The 17,336-nt window shown below is 60.6% G+C and carries 10 protein-coding genes; 9 read left to right on the top strand and 1 reads right to left on the bottom strand.

All coding sequences use genetic code 11. The features are described 5' to 3' along the window. From NKH02_RS23915 to NKH02_RS23890, 6 genes are all read left to right on the top strand, one after another. A partial coding sequence (locus tag NKH02_RS23915; protein ID WP_352881975.1) for a phosphomethylpyrimidine synthase ThiC occupies nucleotides 1-274 on the top strand: 274 nt, incomplete at its 5' end. Further along, nucleotides 271-1,272, top strand: coding sequence for a glycine oxidase ThiO (thiO, locus tag NKH02_RS23910; protein ID WP_352881973.1), 1,002 nt, complete (start codon nucleotides 271-273; stop codon nucleotides 1,270-1,272). The genes NKH02_RS23915 and thiO, both read left to right, overlap by 4 nt. Continuing rightward, nucleotides 1,241-1,438 carry a sulfur carrier protein ThiS gene (thiS, locus tag NKH02_RS23905; RefSeq protein WP_352881970.1) on the top strand — a complete coding sequence of 66 codons (198 nt, stop codon included), beginning with the start codon at nucleotides 1,241-1,243 and terminating at the stop codon, nucleotides 1,436-1,438. Before thiO ends, thiS begins: the two co-directional genes overlap by 32 nt. A 3-nt stretch (nucleotides 1,439-1,441) precedes the next feature. After that, a complete protein-coding gene (locus tag NKH02_RS23900; protein WP_352881967.1) occupies nucleotides 1,442-2,215 on the top strand; it encodes a thiazole synthase in 774 nt (257 codons plus the stop codon). Beyond that, nucleotides 2,212-2,817 carry a thiamine phosphate synthase gene (locus NKH02_RS23895; protein WP_352881964.1) on the top strand — a complete coding sequence of 202 codons (606 nt, stop codon included), beginning with the start codon at nucleotides 2,212-2,214 and terminating at the stop codon, nucleotides 2,815-2,817. The genes NKH02_RS23900 and NKH02_RS23895 overlap by 4 nt, the downstream gene beginning before the upstream one ends. Further along, nucleotides 2,808-3,566, top strand: coding sequence for a hydroxymethylpyrimidine/phosphomethylpyrimidine kinase (locus NKH02_RS23890; protein WP_352881961.1), 759 nt, complete (start codon nucleotides 2,808-2,810; stop codon nucleotides 3,564-3,566). Before NKH02_RS23895 ends, NKH02_RS23890 begins: the two co-directional genes overlap by 10 nt. Before the next feature lie 821 nt (nucleotides 3,567-4,387). Here the strand turns inward: NKH02_RS23890 and NKH02_RS23885 are convergent. Continuing rightward, nucleotides 4,388-7,072 carry an AAA family ATPase gene (locus NKH02_RS23885; RefSeq protein ID WP_352881958.1) on the bottom strand — a complete coding sequence of 895 codons (2,685 nt, stop codon included), beginning with the start codon at nucleotides 7,070-7,072 and terminating at the stop codon, nucleotides 4,388-4,390. Between the two features lie 526 nt (nucleotides 7,073-7,598). On the opposite strand from NKH02_RS23885, the gene proA reads away from it, so the two are divergent. Genes proA through NKH02_RS23870 form a run of 3 tightly spaced genes read left to right on the top strand, consistent with a single transcriptional unit; the run spans nucleotide 7,599 to nucleotide 17,330 of the window. Further along, nucleotides 7,599-13,562 carry an anti-phage protein ProA gene (proA, locus tag NKH02_RS23880; RefSeq protein WP_352881956.1) on the top strand — a complete coding sequence of 1,988 codons (5,964 nt, stop codon included), beginning with the start codon at nucleotides 7,599-7,601 and terminating at the stop codon, nucleotides 13,560-13,562. 13 nt (nucleotides 13,563-13,575) lie between these two features. Beyond that, nucleotides 13,576-14,700, top strand: a complete 1,125-nt coding sequence (locus NKH02_RS23875; protein WP_352881953.1) for a metallophosphoesterase family protein — start codon at nucleotides 13,576-13,578, stop codon at nucleotides 14,698-14,700. After that, nucleotides 14,697-17,330, top strand: coding sequence for an AAA family ATPase (locus NKH02_RS23870; protein WP_352881951.1), 2,634 nt, complete (start codon nucleotides 14,697-14,699; stop codon nucleotides 17,328-17,330). Before NKH02_RS23875 ends, NKH02_RS23870 begins: the two co-directional genes overlap by 4 nt. Nucleotides 17,331-17,336 lie beyond the last annotated feature (6 nt).

The following is a 17,336-nucleotide window of genomic DNA, read 5'->3' as shown; positions in this document are numbered from 1 at the left end:
CTGGGAGGACCAGTTCAACCTGTCGCTCGACCCGGAAACCGCGCGGTCCTTCCACGACCAGACCTTGCCCAAGGAAGCGCACAAGGTGGCGCATTTCTGCTCGATGTGCGGACCGAAATTCTGCTCCATGCGTATCTCTCACGACATCCGCGCCGAGGCACAGAAAGAGGGCATGGCGGCGATGGCGGCGAAGTACCGCGAGGGCGGCGATCTCTACCTGCCGGCGGACGAGACCGGCGCACCGCTCATACCTCAGCCACGTGAGCCATCATGAAGGTCTTGGTCAAAGGGGCCGGCGTTGCCGGCCTCACCGCCGCCTTCGAGTTCGCCGCACGCGGCGCGGTGGTTACCGTTGCCGAGACAAGGCCTGCCCTTGGCGGCAATGCGTCGTGGTTCGCCGGTGGCATGTTGGCGCCATGGTGCGAGCGTGAAAGCGCCGAGCAGCCGGTGCTGGATCTCGGACGCGACGCCGCCGACTGGTGGGACGCCGCAACGCCCGGCTTGGTAGCACGACGGGGAACTCTGGTCTTGGCCGCGCCGCGCGATGCGGGCGAGCTCGACCGGTTCGCCAGCCGCACGACGGGCTATCGGCGCGTCGAGGAAGATGAAATTGCCTTGCTGGAGCCCGACCTAGCCGGCCGCTTCCGCCGCGGATTGCTCTTCCCCGCTGAGGGCCATCTTGATCCGCGCCAGGCGATGGCAGCACTTCATGACAAGCTCGCAGCCATGGGTGTCGAATTCCACTTTGGCGCCGACGCCCGGCACCTTTCCGGTTTCGATCGCCAGATCGACTGCACGGGAATGGCCGCCGTCGATGACAGGCTGCGCGGCGTTCGCGGCGAAATGCTGATGCTGCGCGCGCTTGATATCTCGCTGTCGCGCCCCGTCAGGCTGCTGCATCCGCGCTTTCCACTCTATGCAGTGCCGCGCACCGACCACCGTTTCATGGTTGGTGCGACGATGATTGAAAGCCAGTCCGTCGGACCGGTTACGGCGCGTTCGATGATGGAACTGCTGGGTACCGCCTATGCCCTCCACCCGGCCTTTGGCGAGGCCGAGATCGTTGAAACCGGTGTCGGCGTCCGCCCAGCCTTTGCCGACAATTTGCCGCGCGTCGAAACCAAGGGTGAAATCATCGCGATCAACGGGCTCTATCGTCACGGTTTTCTCCTGGCTCCCGCCATGGCGCGCCAGGCTGCCGACCTGGTTTTCGCTCAAGACAGAACCAAGGAGCTTGCTCATGAAACTGATGGTCAACGGCGAAGCGTATGACGTTGCCACCACCACGCTGTCTGAACTGCTGGCCGCGCTCGACTATGAGGGCGATTGGCTGGCAACGGCCGTCAACAGCGACCTCGTGAACAAAGCCAACCGGGCGGAATTCCAGTTGAGCGACGGCGACCGGATCGAAATCCTGTCGCCGATGCAGGGCGGCTAGACCATGTTCGAGCTTTATGGAACCGAGCTTCCGTCGCGCCTGCTTCTGGGCACCGCGCAATATCCTTCGCCGGCCATCCTTGCCGATGCGGTCAAGGCGTCCGGAACTTCGGTGGTGACCGTCTCGTTGCGCCGTGAAATGGCAGGCGGCAGGGCTGGCGAAAAATTCTGGTCGCTGATCCGCTCGCTCGGCGTCAGAATCCTGCCCAACACCGCTGGCTGCCACTCCGTCAAGGAAGCGGTCACGACCGCGAAAATGGCGCGTGAAGTGTTCGGCACGAGCTGGATCAAGCTCGAAGTGATCGGCAACCACGACACGCTGCAGCCGGACGTGTTCGGCCTGGTCGAAGCCGCCCGCATCCTGTGCGAGGACGGTTTTACGGTGTTCCCCTATACCACCGACGACATTGTAGTGGCCGAGCGGCTGCTAGCGGCGGGCTGCAAGGTCTTGATGCCGTGGTGCGCACCGATCGGTTCCGCCCTCGGGCCGGTCAACATGATGGCGCTGCGCTCGATGCGCGGACATTTCCCTGGCGTTCCGCTGATTGTGGATGCAGGCCTCGGGCGACCGTCGCACGCGGCAACCGTCATGGAACTCGGCTATGACGCCGTCCTGCTGAACACGGCGGTCGCCAGGGCGGCCGATCCGGTCGGCATGGCGCGTGCGTTCGGCAAGGCGGTCGATGCCGGTCGTGAGGCTTTCTGTTCGGGAATGCTCGAACCGCGCGACGTCGCAGTGCCATCGACACCGACAATCGGCAGGGCAGTTTTTTCATGAAGCTCGATCCCTTCTACCTGATCGTCGACAGCGCTGCCTGGATCGAACGGCTGGTGCCGCTTGGCGTCAAGCTGGTTCAGTTGCGCATCAAGGATAGGGACGAGGTCACGCTGCGGACGGAAATCCGCCGCGCGAACAGCGTCTGCGCGGTCCATGGTTGCCAACTGATCGTCAACGACTATTGGCGCACGGCAATAGAGGAAGGCTGCGACTTCGTCCATCTCGGCCAGGAGGATTTGCAGACCGCCGATCGTTCGCGGATTCGGGTAGCCGGCGTGAGGCTTGGACTCAGCACGCATGATGATATCGAACTGGAAACGGCGATGGCCGCCGAGCCCGACTATATCGCGTTCGGCCCGATTTATCCGACCATCCTGAAGAAGATGAAATGGGCGCCGCAAGGCCTCGAGCGGATCAGCGGGTGGAAGCATCGGGTGGCGCCGATCCCATTGGTCGCCATTGGCGGCCTCAACCCCGACCGGCTCGACGGTGTTTTCGAGGCTGGTGCGGACAGCGCGGCGGTGGTCACCGACATCACGTTGAATGCCGATCCCGAAGCGCGCACGCGAGAATGGATCGAAAAGACAAAGCCATGGCGCTGAGGCGAGAACCGCATGTGCTCGTGGTCGGCGGATCTGACTCCAGCGGCGGCGCCGGAATTGCGCGCGACATAGAGACGATCTCTTCCATTGGCGTGCGCACCTGCCTTGCCGTCTCCGCGCTAACGGTGCAGACGCACGAGGCCGTCACGGAAATCCATCCTTCGCAGCCCGATCTTGTGGCCGATCAGATGCGCGCCGCGCTGCAGGCCAACACGGTGGCGGCAATTAAGATCGGCATGCTCGCAACGGTTGATATCGTGATTGCCGTTGCCGCAGTGCTGCGCGAAAACCGCCACGTGCCGGCAGTGCTCGACCCCGTGCTGGCCTCGACCTCAGGCCGGGCGCTTCTGGAAGAAGGCGCCATCGCCGCCATGAAACGTGATCTGATGCCGCATTGCCGTCTCGTCACACCCAATCTCATCGAGCTGGCGCTGCTTGTCGGCTCAGAACTCGCTGTCGACGAGGACGGCGCAGTCAAGCAAGGCCAGAAATTGGTGGCCGCCGAAGCGCAGGCCCTGCTGATCAAGGGCGGCCACGCGGCGGGACCCCGATCGATCGATATTTTGTTGCGCTTGGATCAAGAACCAATCCGCTTTGATATACCGCGCCTTGCCGTATCGATGCGCGGGACGGGCTGCATGCTGGCCAGCGCGATTGCGGCGCATCTGGCAAAGGCGAGCCCGCTTGAAGACAGCGTGCGCAAAGGCAAGCTGTTTGTTTTCGGGAAGCTTCAGAAGGCAGCCGAATGACAGCGACGCTGCCTCAGTCACTCTAATGCGACGGCGCAGCGAAGGCTACGAACTCGTCGAGCCGAAGGCGGTGCTCGCCGCCTGATTCGACTTCAATATTTCCTCCGTCAGCCCGCCGGCTCATCCCGGTGTTTTTGGACAAATTGGTGAGTGGCGTCTTCCCTCCCTTTCCGTGAACGACGCGGTGCAGGCTCGTCGGCGCGACATGCTGGTCGACGAGGCTGAACGCGCCAGCCGAAGTACACCGGCGCGACCGAACGCATCAAACGGTGCGCGCAGCGGGGGGACATCGGAAACGCCGACAGAACGGCGGACCGGCCTCCGCGACTCCGGCACGAGCATGGTCGGTGGCTTATCGGCGCTGTGAAGACTGCCGGCCCATGACATGCACCTGCCGCTGGCACGGCTTTCGCGCGTGACTGCGAGGTAGGGCTTCGGTCCAAGACCATAATCCTCATCGCCCCTGGTGGCCTCGTACCAGGAAATCGAAGCGCGCAATTGGCCGGGGCGGCGGAGCCAGGCCTTTTCCGATGACGTCAAGTCACGTTTACGAAGGGCGCGTTGGAATTAGTGACGTCCTGACAAATTCTCGCCTCAAGGTGTCCGCGCTCATGCCCCATTGTCCAGTAAATTTCCCGGTGTTGCCTGAGACGGTTCGGTCCGCCAGCGGCTCGTAAACCCCAAGCCCCCCGCCCACGGGTCAGTGTCGGATCGAACCAATCTCATTTGTGCGACGATCCAAAATGGCCGGCGTCAGAAGCAAGAGCGATGCGCAAGCGCTTGACCGCCAGGTGACGATGGCGACCACGATATTCATCAAGCTAGAGCATGGTCGCCTTGGGAGGCTGCTCGAATTCAATCCGACGCTTTTCGGCATCCTTCTTTCGTTTGATGGTGTCGATACGATATTGGTCGATCCCATCAAGATCGCCCTTCATATCGGCTAGTATTGGAACTGGAATGGCCTTCGCGGACGCCATGTCATGTCCAGAACGCTCCGAAACTCGCTTCATGGCCCAAAAGATTCGCTTGTGGTCTTCGTCCTCGACAACAACACCCTTCAGGCTCTGCGTTTTGACATCGCTGTTAAATCGCTCGACGACTTTCCCAAGCAGGATTTCTTCAACAAGCCTCTCCCAGGTTTCCCGAAGATCGGTGTAGAAATCCTTCGCCGACCTTCGCCAGGCATCGGTCGTGAAATCAGTGGCGCCGTCGAAGCTCTTCAGGCGCGTCTTGAGAGTGTCGATGCGCTTCGTGACAGACTGTGCGATCCACGGCTCGTCAGTTTCGCTAATCAAGCCAAAGCCAGCGGCTTCGGACTTGTTGATGTAGTTTCGAACAAGTGGAATCGGCGGATTGGCCTGCGCGGCAGCGTCAACCACTTCATTGAAGAACAAAAGATTATGCGTGAAAATGATGATCTGACGTCCTGTGGCCGCTTCTTTCACCAGCCTTGCCGCGACCCGCCTGATCCGAACATGGTCGAGAGACGACACAGGGTCGTCAATGATCATACCTTGACGCGATGTGTCTCCTCCGACCTCGGCTAGGAAGCAGGCCAAGGCAAGCGCGCGCTGCTCTCCTTCGCTCAAGACCTTGCTGTTTGGAATTGTTTTTGCCGCGTTGAGCCCGACCTCGAAATAGCTCTGCCCATCCTGACTACGATCATTAACTGCGAACGGGATGTGCGTTAACGCCAGGGCCTCAATCTCGGCGACGACGCGCTTTTCGAGATTCTCCATGACGAGGCTTCGTCGAAGCGACGTCATCTGCCGTGACACCGAGCCTGTTTCGACAGCGTCGCAGCATGACAGAAGCTTGCGTCGCTCTTCGAGATTCGCCAGGCGCGCGACAATGATAGTGAGATCGTCGCCCAGTTTTTTCCGATCCTTGAGTGTATCGCGACGAGCTCTATCGATAGCGCGATTCCCGTCGTCGGCCGCTGCCTTGTCGTCTGTCAGCGCTTCGGCCTCTAGCGCCTCCGCCTCCGCTCGGACTTTCGATGCAACTGGCGCTGCAAGTTGCGGGAACGCAGCGTACTCGGATAGCGCAGCCGCGCCGGCAATTGCATCACGCCTTTTACCAGCGGCGACATAGTATGCCACGATCAGTGCCACCATCGCCTTGCGTGCGGCGGACAGATCGCCAAACTCTCCGAGAGCTGCCTCAACCGCCTCCGCGGTCGCAATGGCGAGTCCTTTGATTTGGCGAAGGGCCTCTTCATGGGCAACAGATGCGACTTGCGCCGCCTTATTTGCGGCGCCCGTTACGAAGTCATTGAAGGACCGGATCCGCCCCGCGGCGTCTGCCGTCATCGGCTCCTGGCAGAGCAGGCAACGATCGCCTTCCTGATCTGGCAAGTGCTGATGATCGGTGCCAGTGACGCTTGCTGCATAGGCTCGGGCATGGTCGAACATAGACCGCCAGGGAGAAAGTCCAACGCCGCTCAACGGCATAGTCGCGAAGGCGCCTGAAGCGGCGAGGTGTGCAGCCTTTGCTGTCGAATCGGCCGTTGCATAGAGGTTACGATAAATCTCGACGGCGTCCGCTGAGAGAGCCGCGTCGATCTGTTCGGATGCTGTCAGCAGTTTTTCCAAGGCCGCCTTGGCACGCCGACGTTTTGTGGCCATCGTTGAAGGGTCGCTTGCCAGAGCCTGTTCGAGCCCAGCGAGATCAGCCATCTCCTGCTCCGAGAGCGCCGCGAGTTTTTTGATTTCGGCGGCGGAAGGCATCACGTCCTTTGACTTGATCTCGAGACGAGCCAGCAGCTTTGCGACCGCGCCGGCAGCTGTGTACCCACCTGGTAATGGTGTCTTTAGGTTCTTTTCGATCGCTTTGATATCTTCGCGGAAGTCGGCTTCGAGCTCGCTGCGGTGACGTCCATGGCTCTCGAGAAGCGCGACGGTTGCGGGCAGAAAACCGATACGGTTTTGCTTGTCGACGTAGAGACGAGCGTTCGCGGAATCGAAAACGGAAATTCGGGCAATTGACGCCGGCGGCAGCGTTCCGTCCTTCCAGGTGATGGGCGTCGGTTCCGTAGCACCCTCTTCGAGAAACCGGACAAGGACCTCGGCCGGTGGTTTGGCGCCGATCTCGAACACGTTGCCAAGAAGATCATCCGCCGTCAGGCTACGGCAAAGCTTCTTCGCGATCCGGCAATAGCCGCTCTTTCCGCTTCCATTGTCGCCGTAGATAATGGTGATGCCATCGGTGGCGAAACGCAGTTGCTGCTCTTCGGCGAGGCGGTTCAAATGCTTGACGGGGCCGAGTGAGCAAAGCACCGCGCGCGGCTCGTTCGAACTGTTGGCCCTCAAATGCTCCGCCGAGAGCGGAGAACATTCGGGCAGATCGACGGTAAATCCACCGACGTGGCGGACCTGAGCTGCTACATCGGCCTTATCCTCCTGCTCGAGGTTGAAGCCCGGCCGTGCGGCGTGTCTTCTTAAGGCATCCCTGATCCAGTCATGCTGCTTATCCGCCCATTCCAAAAGTCCAACTTCGGCCATTCCTGTCCCCCGAATCTTGTTATCATTATACTTGTTGATCTGTTCCGATTCTGTAAATTCGCGCGTCGGGACAAACTTTCCTCGCGATGGCGCATAGGGTGCTGAAGATGCTCCAGGTAAATGAGCTGCCTCACCCCGCCACGTCAGCAAACAGCCGGAATGCTTTTGGCAGCCGGCGACGCGCACGGGGGAATAGAGCTGGAAGTGCGTACCTTTTGACAGTTTATGGGCGGACTTCGACCGCCACTCACCGATAGGCCTATAGAGGCTCGCCGTCCTTGTCGGGCTAGGCCCCGAGTCCGCGATAGGCGCCACGACCGACAGTCTGAAACGCGGCAGAGACGCATCGTCATCGAGCTGCGATGGCACTCGCGCAGGCGCGTAGCGCTTTGTCCATGGCGACCCTTATCTGGGCGGTACCATTTTTAGAAATCCATGCCGCTGGGCATAAGCAGCGACCATACCAAGAATTTACTTTCAAATTCTGGCCGCAAAGTTCTATCGTAAATGAAATAGGGGACGGGGCATGGAAACGAGTTCGGAGACTGGCGATGCCGCCGGTATATCAGCCGCGCCCGTAATAGAAGTCGTGGCCGACATCGCCGTCAGCTTTACATATGCATCCTTCCAAAATGCTATTCCGGTGATCCGGTCTATCGCGCTCAACAACCCAACCCAGCAGAGTTTCGAAAAATGCACTCTCGAGCTGACATCAAACCCGCCATTTTTGCGCGCCAAGAGCTGGACGATTGATCGAATCGTTGCTGGCGACCGGCTTCCCTTAAGCGACCGAAAAATCGATCTCGACGCCAGCTATCTGGCTGGCCTCAACGAGGCTGAGCGCGGGGAGATAACGATGCGCCTGACCTCAGGAGGCGCAGTGCTGGCCGAACAGCGCGTTGCGGTGCGCCTGCTTGCTCGCGACGAATGGGGCGGCGTCATCGATATGGCGCAACTGCTGCCTGCATTCGTCATGCCGAACGACCCCGCAATCGCAGGACTGCTGCGTTCCGCAGCGGAGCGGCTCGCAGCGCATGGTCATGCCTCCAGCCTCGATGGCTATCAAAGCGGCAATCCGCAACGCGCATTCATGCTGGCGGCCGCAATTTATTCGGCCGTTGCTGGTCTATCCCTGCATTATGCAGAGCCTCCTGCAAGCTTCGAAAGCCGAGGCCAAAAAATCCGACGTCCCTCAACAATTACGGCGGAGAGGCTGGCTACCTGTCTCGATGCCAGTCTGTTGTTCGCCTCTGCCCTGGAGGCGACAGGCCTGCACCCAGTCGTGCTTATGTTCCAGGGCCACGCTGCCGTCGGCGTCTGGATGACACAAAAGACGCTCGCCAACGCCATCGAGACCGATGCCATGGAGATCCGCAAGGCGCTGGCATCGCGCGAACTGATCGTGTTTGAGACGACCGGCGTAACGCATCGGCCAGCGATGACGCTGGAGGCTGCGCAACGGGCAATCGAGCAGCGGCTCGATGAAACGGAGGTAGGCACCTTTGTCGCCGCTATCGATATCCGCCGCTCGCGCAGCGGCGGCATTACGCCGCTTGCCTCGCACGAACCGATGCGTCGCAGCGCGGATACCGAAGTGGCAACCGAGATCGCGCTGCCGCTGCCAGCGGCACCGGCCGTGACAGCCCTGCCTGCCGACATCGCCGAGGTGAAGCCGACGACAGCTGCCGGGCGGATCGACCGCTGGCAGAAAAAGCTCCTTGATTTGACACTGCGGAACCGCCTGCTCAGTTTTCCGGACTCCAAGAAGACAATTCCATTTCTTTGCACTGACGTCGGCTATCTCGAGGATCGCCTGATGGCGGGCGCTTCGATCAGGCTCATATCACTGCCCGAACAGAATCCATTGGGCGAGCGTGATGCTGCCCTCTATCGCGAAGTCCATGGACGTGACCTGCAGCGCGGTTTTGCAGCAGAAGCGCTCCTGCGCGACGAGCTCCCCTCGACGCTCGATGGACACCAATTGGAATCCCGCCTGATCGATCTTTACCGCCAAGTTCGCAACGACTTTGCCGAGGGTGGCGCGAATACGCTTTTCCTGGCGGTCGGCTTCCTGCGCTGGAAGAAAAAGCCGGAGGACGAGCGCAGCTATCGCGCGCCATTGTTGCTCGTACCGGTCAAAATCGAGCGCCGCAGCGCAACATCGCGGTTTACCTTGCGCTTTCATGAAGATGAGCCGCGGTTCAATGCGACCTTGTTGCAGTTTCTCGAGCGCGACTTCGAGCTCAAACTGCCACAGTTCTCCGGTGAGCTGCCCGAAGACGAAAGCGGCGTTGATGTGCCGCGTCTGCTAAGTCTCATGCGTCAGGCAGTGCGCGACGTTCCCGGCATGGAGGTGGTGGACGAGACGGCGCTCTCGACCTTTTCCTTCGCCAAGTTTCTCATGTGGAAGGATCTGGTCGAGCGTACCGATGCGCTGCGCGAAAACCGCGTCGTACGACATCTGATCGATACGCCGGAGATAGCGTTCGAGGGCAGTGGCGCATCATTCCGGGACGAGCGCGAACTCGACCGGCACTATGCCCCGTCCGATATCGTTTCGCTACTGCCGGCCGACTCTTCACAGACCGCCGCGAGTCTTGCCGCCGCTGAGGGCCGCGACTTTGTCATCATCGGTCCTCCCGGCACTGGCAAGAGCCAGACCATTGCCAACATGATTGCCAACTGCCTTTCAGTTGGCAAAACCGTGCTGTTTGTGGCCGAGAAGACGGCGGCGCTTGATGTGGTGTACCGCCGCCTGCGCGAACATGGCCTGGGCGCGCACTGCCTCGAACTCCATTCCAGCAAGGCGGACCGACGCAACTTTCTCAACCAGATCAGGATCAGCTGGGAAAGCGGCGTGCGCGTGGACGGAGCGGAGTGGATTGCGATCAACGAGCGGCTTCGCGTCCGTCGCGACGAACTGAATGCCTATGTCGAAGCGCTGCATCGGCGCCATATCAATGGTCTCACGCCCTATCTGGCGCTCGGCATCGCTCTCAAGAACAAGCAACAGCACGCTCCGGGATTATCGTGGCCATCGCGCGATGGCCATGACGAGGCAAGCCGGCTGGTGCTGGAGCATATCGCCGCCGAAACAGGTCTCGCGTTTCAGTCAGTGGAGATGCGACCGGTCTTGCGTCTCATAGATGTCATCGAGTGGACGTCAGGCTGGCAGGATAATTTGCTCGAAGGGGCAAAGACCCTCAAGAGTGCGTCCGAGGTTCTAGCGACCGCACTTGACGCCTTCCTGGTGAGCATCGGCCTGCGCGCAAAAGGCGATGCGTCAACAGCAGAGCTCGAAGCGCTGCGAAAACTAGCAGGGGCACTCCAGGACAGTGCCGGCTATGACCTTAGCATCGCCTTTGATCGAGATTTCGCCCAGTTACGGGGAGCCCTCGCGACTCTAAATGATGCAATCGGGGACTATCGCACGTCTCGTACAGGCCTGTCGGCACACTATGACGAGGCTGCTGTTGCGCTCATACTGGTAGAGGACATAGACCAGCAATGGCAACAGGCCGCTTCTGCGTTCTGGCCAAACAGTCAGTTGGGCAAACGCAAAGTCCAGAAGCTGCTTCAAGGCCATGTGACAGAGGGCGTGGCCGATCCTCAGCACGACTTGCCGCTGTTGCGCATGATGCAGGACCGCCGCGCCACTGTCGAAGCCAATATCCTATCTGGCAAGTCGATCGGATTTGCCGCACTTGATACCGACACCCACCGTATCGATCAGATACTCTCGATCGCCGAAAGGCTTCGACAGACGCTACGCCTGCCCGGCCTCGGCACGGAGGATCTCAGAGCGCTCCTCCAAGCAACGGCCCCGAGCCTGCGAAGTGGTGCAACAGATAGCACGATGCGCAATGGGGCAGCCCGCTTCCTTGCGGCTTCTGCTGCATTCGAGGCTGCGAGGACCCAATTTGCGATCGTTGCTGGAAAAACGCCTTCGTGGGCAGGACATGATAACCCGCTGACCGAATTGACGACCGCGATGGGAGATTTGCTCAATGCCCGCCATCTTCTGCGGGACTGGACTTCGTGGTGCGGCATACGTCGCAGAGCTGTCAGTCAGAATCTGGGAGCGTTGGTCGACGATATCGAGGCGGGTCTAGTTCGACCAACCGAAGCTCAATCCGCGTTCCGCCTGGCCTATGTACGCTGGTGGCTGCCGGCCACGCTGGACGCCGATCCGGTGCTGCGAGATTTCCGTCGCTTCCAGCACGAGCACGCCATCGAAGATTTCCGGGAGATCGACGATCTTGTCCGCGCTCAAGCAAGCCTTCGCGTCATCAGTGCCATCGCTCATGGTTTGCCGGCTGTGCAAAGCGTCCCGCGCAATTCCGAGTTGGGCCTGTTGCGCCATCAGATGGAATTGCAGCGGCCCAGCAAGTCAATCCGCGAGATGATCGGCGCTATGCCGTCGAGCTTTGCGAAGCTCGCGCCCTGCATGCTGATGTCGCCTCTTTCCATCGCTCAATACCTACCTCCCGACCAGGCGCTGTTCGACGTGGTGATTTTCGACGAAGCATCGCAGATCACCACTTGGGACGCCGTCGGTGCTATCGCGCGAGCCCATCAAACCATTATCGTAGGCGATCCCAAGCAGTTGCCGCCCACCAATTTCTTTGGCCGCAACGAGGAGGACGAGGAAGTCGTCGAGCATGAAAAGGATCTCGAAAGCATTCTCGACGAAGCCAAAGCGGCCGGCATCCCCGTGCGTGACCTGCGCTGGCATTATCGTAGCCGCAATGAGTCGTTGATCGCCTTTTCCAACCATCACTACTATCAGAATCGGCTCATTACCTTCCCTTCCCCAACGGTGGAAGATCGGGCAGTGCAGCTGCGAAAAATCACGACCGGCATCTACGACCGAGGAAAAAGTCGCACCAACCGCATCGAAGCCCAAGCGGTCACCGACGAGGCAGTCAGCAGGATGCGGCGTTGGCTGGCCCTTCCAGAAAGGGACCGACCCACGCTCGGAGTCATCACCTTCAACGCTCAACAGCAGTCGCTCATCCTCGACCTTTTCGACAAGGCGCGACAGATGGAGCCGGAGCTTGAATGGTTCTTTGCCGACGATCGTATTGAACCCGCCATCGTCAAGAATCTGGAAAATGTCCAGGGCGACGAGCGCGACATAATCCTGTTTTCGATCACTTTCTCGCAAGATAACGCCGGCAAGCGCTCCATGGATTTCGGCGCGCTGAATCGGGACGGCGGCGAACGCCGGCTGAATGTCGCGGTGACGCGTGCGCGGCAGGAACTGATCGTATTTTCAGGTTTTACCGCCGACCAGATCGACCCCAACCGGACCAAGGCAATCGGTGTACAGCATCTTAAAACCTTCCTCGATTTTGCCGAGCGCGGCGCCGTGGCATTGCCAGCGCAGGAACGCGGATCGGTCGGGGCCTTGGAATCCCCTTTCGAGGAGGCTGTAGCCGCCGAGCTTGAGAAGCGCGGATGGACCATCGTTCCGCAAGTTGGCATTTCTGGCTTTCGAGTGGATATTGGGATTCGGCATCCCGATCTCGCCGGCGCCTATCTGGCTGGGGTCGAGTGTGACGGCGCGACCTATCACAGTTCTGCCACGGCGCGAGATCGAGACAAGGTCCGCGAGCAGGTCCTGCGAGGCCTCGGGTGGAACATCGTCCGGGTATGGTCAACCGATTGGTGGTTTGATCTCGAAGGTTGTACCGAGAGGCTTCATGCCAGCCTGGCCGCGCTGCTCGAGGAAAGCCGTCGCAAACAGGCTGAACAACAGGAAAGTGAAGCGACGATCCAATGGGACATGGGACATAAGGTCGACCCCATAGACCCATTGCCAGCCGAAGAGTTTGCCTCGATCAGCGAACCTGAAGACTTGTCGGTGAAATTAGAGCCAGAACTTGTCGCCGCTCCCGTGGCAACGATAGAGCACCCATCAGCATCTGGAGCAATTTTGCCTGCTGCCGCGAATTCGACGCATAATTCAGAACCGTCGGACGATCGTTATCGCCTCACTGACCTATCAGCATTCGCTACCAGCCCGGATCATTTTTACGACTTCGCCTACCGAGGCACCTTGCGGACCATGGTCGACGCAGTGATCCAACAGGAAGGTCCGCTGCGAGAAGACGTCCTTGCGCAGCGCATCGCACGGGCGCATGGCTGGCTCAGAACGGGCAACAAGATTCGGGAGCGTATCGACCTGCATCTGCGCGATTTCGATAGAACTGAAGAATCCAGCGGCAGCTTCCTATGGAAGAAGGCGGCAGTGGTCGATCTGCTTAATTATCGCATGCCGATTGACGCCCATGCCCGCCGGTCCATTGCCGACATTCCAATCGCCGAGCTAGCCGCTGTCGTTGTCGTGAACAAAGACGTTCTGGAACAGTCCGACCCCGCTCTCGACCTTGCACGTCTGCTCGGTGTCGAGCGACTTGCGGCGATATCACGCTCCCGGCTGGATGAAGCCATCGATCGCGCCCGGCGCAACCTGGCATCGACATAGTCTCGGAGACTCCATGTTTCGATTCATCCACAGCTCCGATCTTCATATCGGCAAGCGGTTCGGCAACATGCCGGAGGATCTGCGCGGGCGGCTCCGTGAAGCGCGCCATGGCGCGATCAGCCGGCTGGCAGAGCAGGCACGCGTCCATGGTGCATCTACGATACTTCTGGCCGGCGATACGTTCGATACCGAAACGCCCACTCCAGCGATGTTGCGGCAGGCCATAGCCGAGATGAGCCATAGCGCGCCCCTGCGCTGGATATTGCTGCCCGGCAACCATGATTCCCTGTTGGCTGATCAATTGTGGAGTGCAGCGGGCAGCGTTGTGCCGGACAATGTCCTGCTGGCGATCCGGCCCGAAGTCTCGACCATTGCCGCAGGCGTGGCGCTGCTGCCTGCCCCGTGCACGACCCGCCGGCCCGGTCGCGACCTCACCGAGTGGATGGACAGCGCCGTGACGCCGCAAGGCGCCGTCCGGCTTGGCCTTGCTCATGGCGCCATTCAGAACTTTTCCGAGGATTCAGCAGCGTCCGACATCATTGCACCAGATCGCGCGGCCAAGGCCGGCCTCGATTACCTGGCGCTGGGCGACTGGCACGGCCCTGTCGCCATCAATGAGCGCAGCCGCTATAGCGGTGCGCCAGAACCTGACCGTTTCAAACATGACACACCCGGCCAGGCCCTTGTCGTTTCCATTGCCGGGCCCGGCGCCATGCCCGAGATCGCGGCCGTCGAGACAGCCAGCTTTTCCTGGAAAACCGCTCCCCTGCATCTGCTGTCTGGTGACGACAGCGCGACGGCATTTGAAGCGTTGCTTCCACCGGCAGACTTGCGGCGTCAGACCTTGCTGCGAATTGTCGCGGCCGGCCGGGTACGGGTAAGCGGACGAACCGCCCTCGAAGCGGCGGTCGCGGCAGCCGCGCCTGACTACGCCTATCTGGAGCTGCAAGGGGACGGGCTCGCGACCGACTGCACAAGCGGCGACTTGGATCGGATCGATCTCTCGGGTGCCCTTCGCGAGGCAGCGCAGGCACTGTTGGATGAGAGCACCGACGAAACCCGGTCGGCTGTCGAACGCGACATATCGCGAGAAGCACTGGTTCGGCTGTTCAGCTATTGCGAGGCGATGGGATCATGAAACTTACGGCCCTTCGGCTCCACAACGTCAAACGGTTCGCCGGGCAGGGCGTCGCCATCGAAAACATCGGCGACGGCGTCAACGTGCTTTGCGCGGTCAATGAGTTCGGCAAATCAACCTTCTTCGAAGCGCTGCACGCACTCTTTTTCCAGCCCCACACGGGAACGCCCGAAGGCGTGAGACTGCTACGACCTTATAGTGGGGGCAATCCGGTGGTGGAGGCCGACATCACCACTTCAGAAGGACGCTATCGGCTTACCAAGCAGTTTTATGGAGGCAAGCTGGCCAGCGTTATCGACCTCGATCGGGGGCGACTGTTGGCTCAAGCGGACGAGGCCGAAGGGTTTATCGGCAAACTAATCCATGGCGGAACCGCGGGGCCGGCAGGATTGCTCTGGGTTCGCCAAGGGGTCACCGGCATCGAAAAGCGCAGCAAAAGCGAGGAGGATGGCGAAAAACGCGTGCGCGAAAGCCTACTGTCCTCGGTTCAGGGGGAAGTTGAAGCCCTGACCGGCGGGCGACGCATGGCCGAAATCGCCGCCGCATGTGAAGAAGAACTCTATAGCCTGGTTACGTCAACGCTGCGTCCCAAGAGCGGCGGTCTCTATGCGGCGGCGCTCGATGAGCGTGACAAACTGCTGAAAGAGGAACTGCGCCTCAGCGCCGAAGTTGCCGGTCTGCGCGATGCGCTCGACAAGCGGCGCATGGCGCTGGCGCGTCTGTCCGAGCTTGAAAACCCCGAAGAAGGCGCTACCCGGCGGGAAGGCATCTCGGCCGCCGAAGCCGCGGTCGAGGCCGCCAAATCGCACAGCGAAGCCCTGAAGGCTGCTGAAGCGGAAGCTGCGCTGGCGGCAATTCACCACGACGCGGCGAAGCAGGCCCTCGATAGTTTTCGGACCGCGCTCAAACGAGCCGCCGATTTGCGCGAGCAGTCGACGATTGCGCAGCTTCGCCGCAGTGAGGTTCTCGATCGTCGCGCTTCTGCCATAGCCGAAAACGAACAAGCGATGGCCGAAGTTCAAGCAGCCGAGCAGGAAGAGCGCGAAGCTCGCGAACTGCTGGCGCGGCTGGATGCGACCCTCTTGGCGCGCGACGCAGCCGAACAACTGGCCAGCCTACACAACCGGTTGAAACAAGCCGAAGTCGCCAGAACCCAGATCGCAGACGGAGAGGCAGCGCTGGCGATGCTGGCGGTGCCGGAACAGGCTGTCGAGCAGCTGCAAGCGCTCGAAATCGAGATCACCAGCCTTCGTGCAGCTCACCTGGCAACCCTGCCGACGCTATGCATGGAATACCGGGACGGCGCCGCCGATTTGGTGACCATCGATGCCAAGCCTTTGGCCCATGCAGAAGACCGAAGCTTTGCTGGCACCGTGCGCCTGGATATTGCCGGCATCGGAGCTTTGACCCTGCGCTCAAATCGGCCGCAGCAAGCCGACCGGACCATCGAAGAAACCGAAGCGAAGCACCGCAGTCTGCTTGCGGCCCTTGGTGTCGACAGCCTCATGACGGCACGCCAGCGCCTGGTTGAAGCGCGCGACAAGGCCGCCGAAGTGGGCTTGGCGCGTCAGCGGCTCGGCGATCTCGCGCCCAAGGGAATTCAGCAATTGCACGAGGAGCTTGCCCGACTGAGCGCCCTCGCCGCCGGGGACCTCGAACTTAAGGTCGATTCGCAACAAATCCGGCAACACCATGCAGCTGCCCAGCAGCGTGTGACGACAACACGCAACAATGTGCGCGAGGCCCTGCCCTTGCGCAGCCATGCCGACGAGGCCGTCATGGCCGCGGAGACGGCTTACGTGACCATCCAAGCGGAACTGACCAGCCTCGAGGTCATATTGGGACCTGATGCAGCACGCGAGGAAAGGGAGCGCTTGCTCCTCACCGAAGCCACCGCCCGACAAACTCTGCGCGAAGCGGCCGAAATGCGCGCTGCGCCCCTGCGCGGAGTCGCTCACGATCTCACCAGCGCCGAAGCCGTTCTGCGCCGTGCCCGCTCGGTTCAGGATGCCGCCACGCAGGAGGCAGGTCAGTTGCGTGTAACTCTTGCCGATCTCAACGGCCATATTCGCACCCGGTCCGAGGACGCGGTGGAAGAAGCTTGGCGCGAGGCCGGAGAAAAATTGGAAATCGCTGAAGAACGAGTGAGACGCTTCGAAAGCGAAAAGGCCGTCCTCGACAGGCTGCGCACGACGCTGGTCGCTGCGCGCTCGACGGCACGCGATCTTTATCTGAAGCCGGTCATGTCCGAGCTGCGACCGCTGCTTGGATTGCTATTCGATGACATCTCCATTGTGTTCGACGAGAATACACTGTTGCCGCAGACCGTTCGTCGCAATGGTCAGGACGAGGATGTCGAGAGGTTGAGTGGCGGCATGCGAGAACAGCTTTCGGTTCTGACCCGGCTGGCTTTCGCCCGTCTGCTGGCCAGCGACGGCCGACCCACACCGGTTATTCTTGATGACGCGTTGGTTTATTCCGATGACGACCGCATTGAGCGCATGTTCGACGCATTGCATCGTCAATCACGCGATCAACAGATTCTCGTTTTCTCCTGCCGCCAGCGCGCGTTCGCAAAACTCGGCGGAAACATTTTGCGGATGAGCGACTGGCAACCGGATCGATCATAAGTGGAG

The organism is Mesorhizobium sp. M1396 (assembly GCF_040317725.1).
Lineage (GTDB): Bacteria > Pseudomonadota > Alphaproteobacteria > Rhizobiales > Rhizobiaceae > Mesorhizobium.
This window is presented reverse-complemented; position numbering and strand designations above follow the sequence as displayed.

Coding starts and splice junctions, on each gene's coding strand:
- thiO (WP_352881973.1), top strand. CDS start 271: ATGAAGGTCTTGGTCAAAGGGGCCGGCGTTGCCGGCCTCACCGCCGCC.
- thiS (WP_352881970.1), top strand. CDS start 1,241: ATGAAACTGATGGTCAACGGCGAAGCGTATGACGTTGCCACCACCACG.
- NKH02_RS23900 (WP_352881967.1), top strand. CDS start 1,442: ATGTTCGAGCTTTATGGAACCGAGCTTCCGTCGCGCCTGCTTCTGGGC.
- NKH02_RS23895 (WP_352881964.1), top strand. CDS start 2,212: ATGAAGCTCGATCCCTTCTACCTGATCGTCGACAGCGCTGCCTGGATC.
- NKH02_RS23890 (WP_352881961.1), top strand. CDS start 2,808: ATGGCGCTGAGGCGAGAACCGCATGTGCTCGTGGTCGGCGGATCTGAC.
- NKH02_RS23885 (WP_352881958.1), bottom strand. CDS start 7,072: ATGGCCGAAGTTGGACTTTTGGAATGGGCGGATAAGCAGCATGACTGG.
- proA (WP_352881956.1), top strand. CDS start 7,599: ATGGAAACGAGTTCGGAGACTGGCGATGCCGCCGGTATATCAGCCGCG.
- NKH02_RS23875 (WP_352881953.1), top strand. CDS start 13,576: ATGTTTCGATTCATCCACAGCTCCGATCTTCATATCGGCAAGCGGTTC.
- NKH02_RS23870 (WP_352881951.1), top strand. CDS start 14,697: ATGAAACTTACGGCCCTTCGGCTCCACAACGTCAAACGGTTCGCCGGG.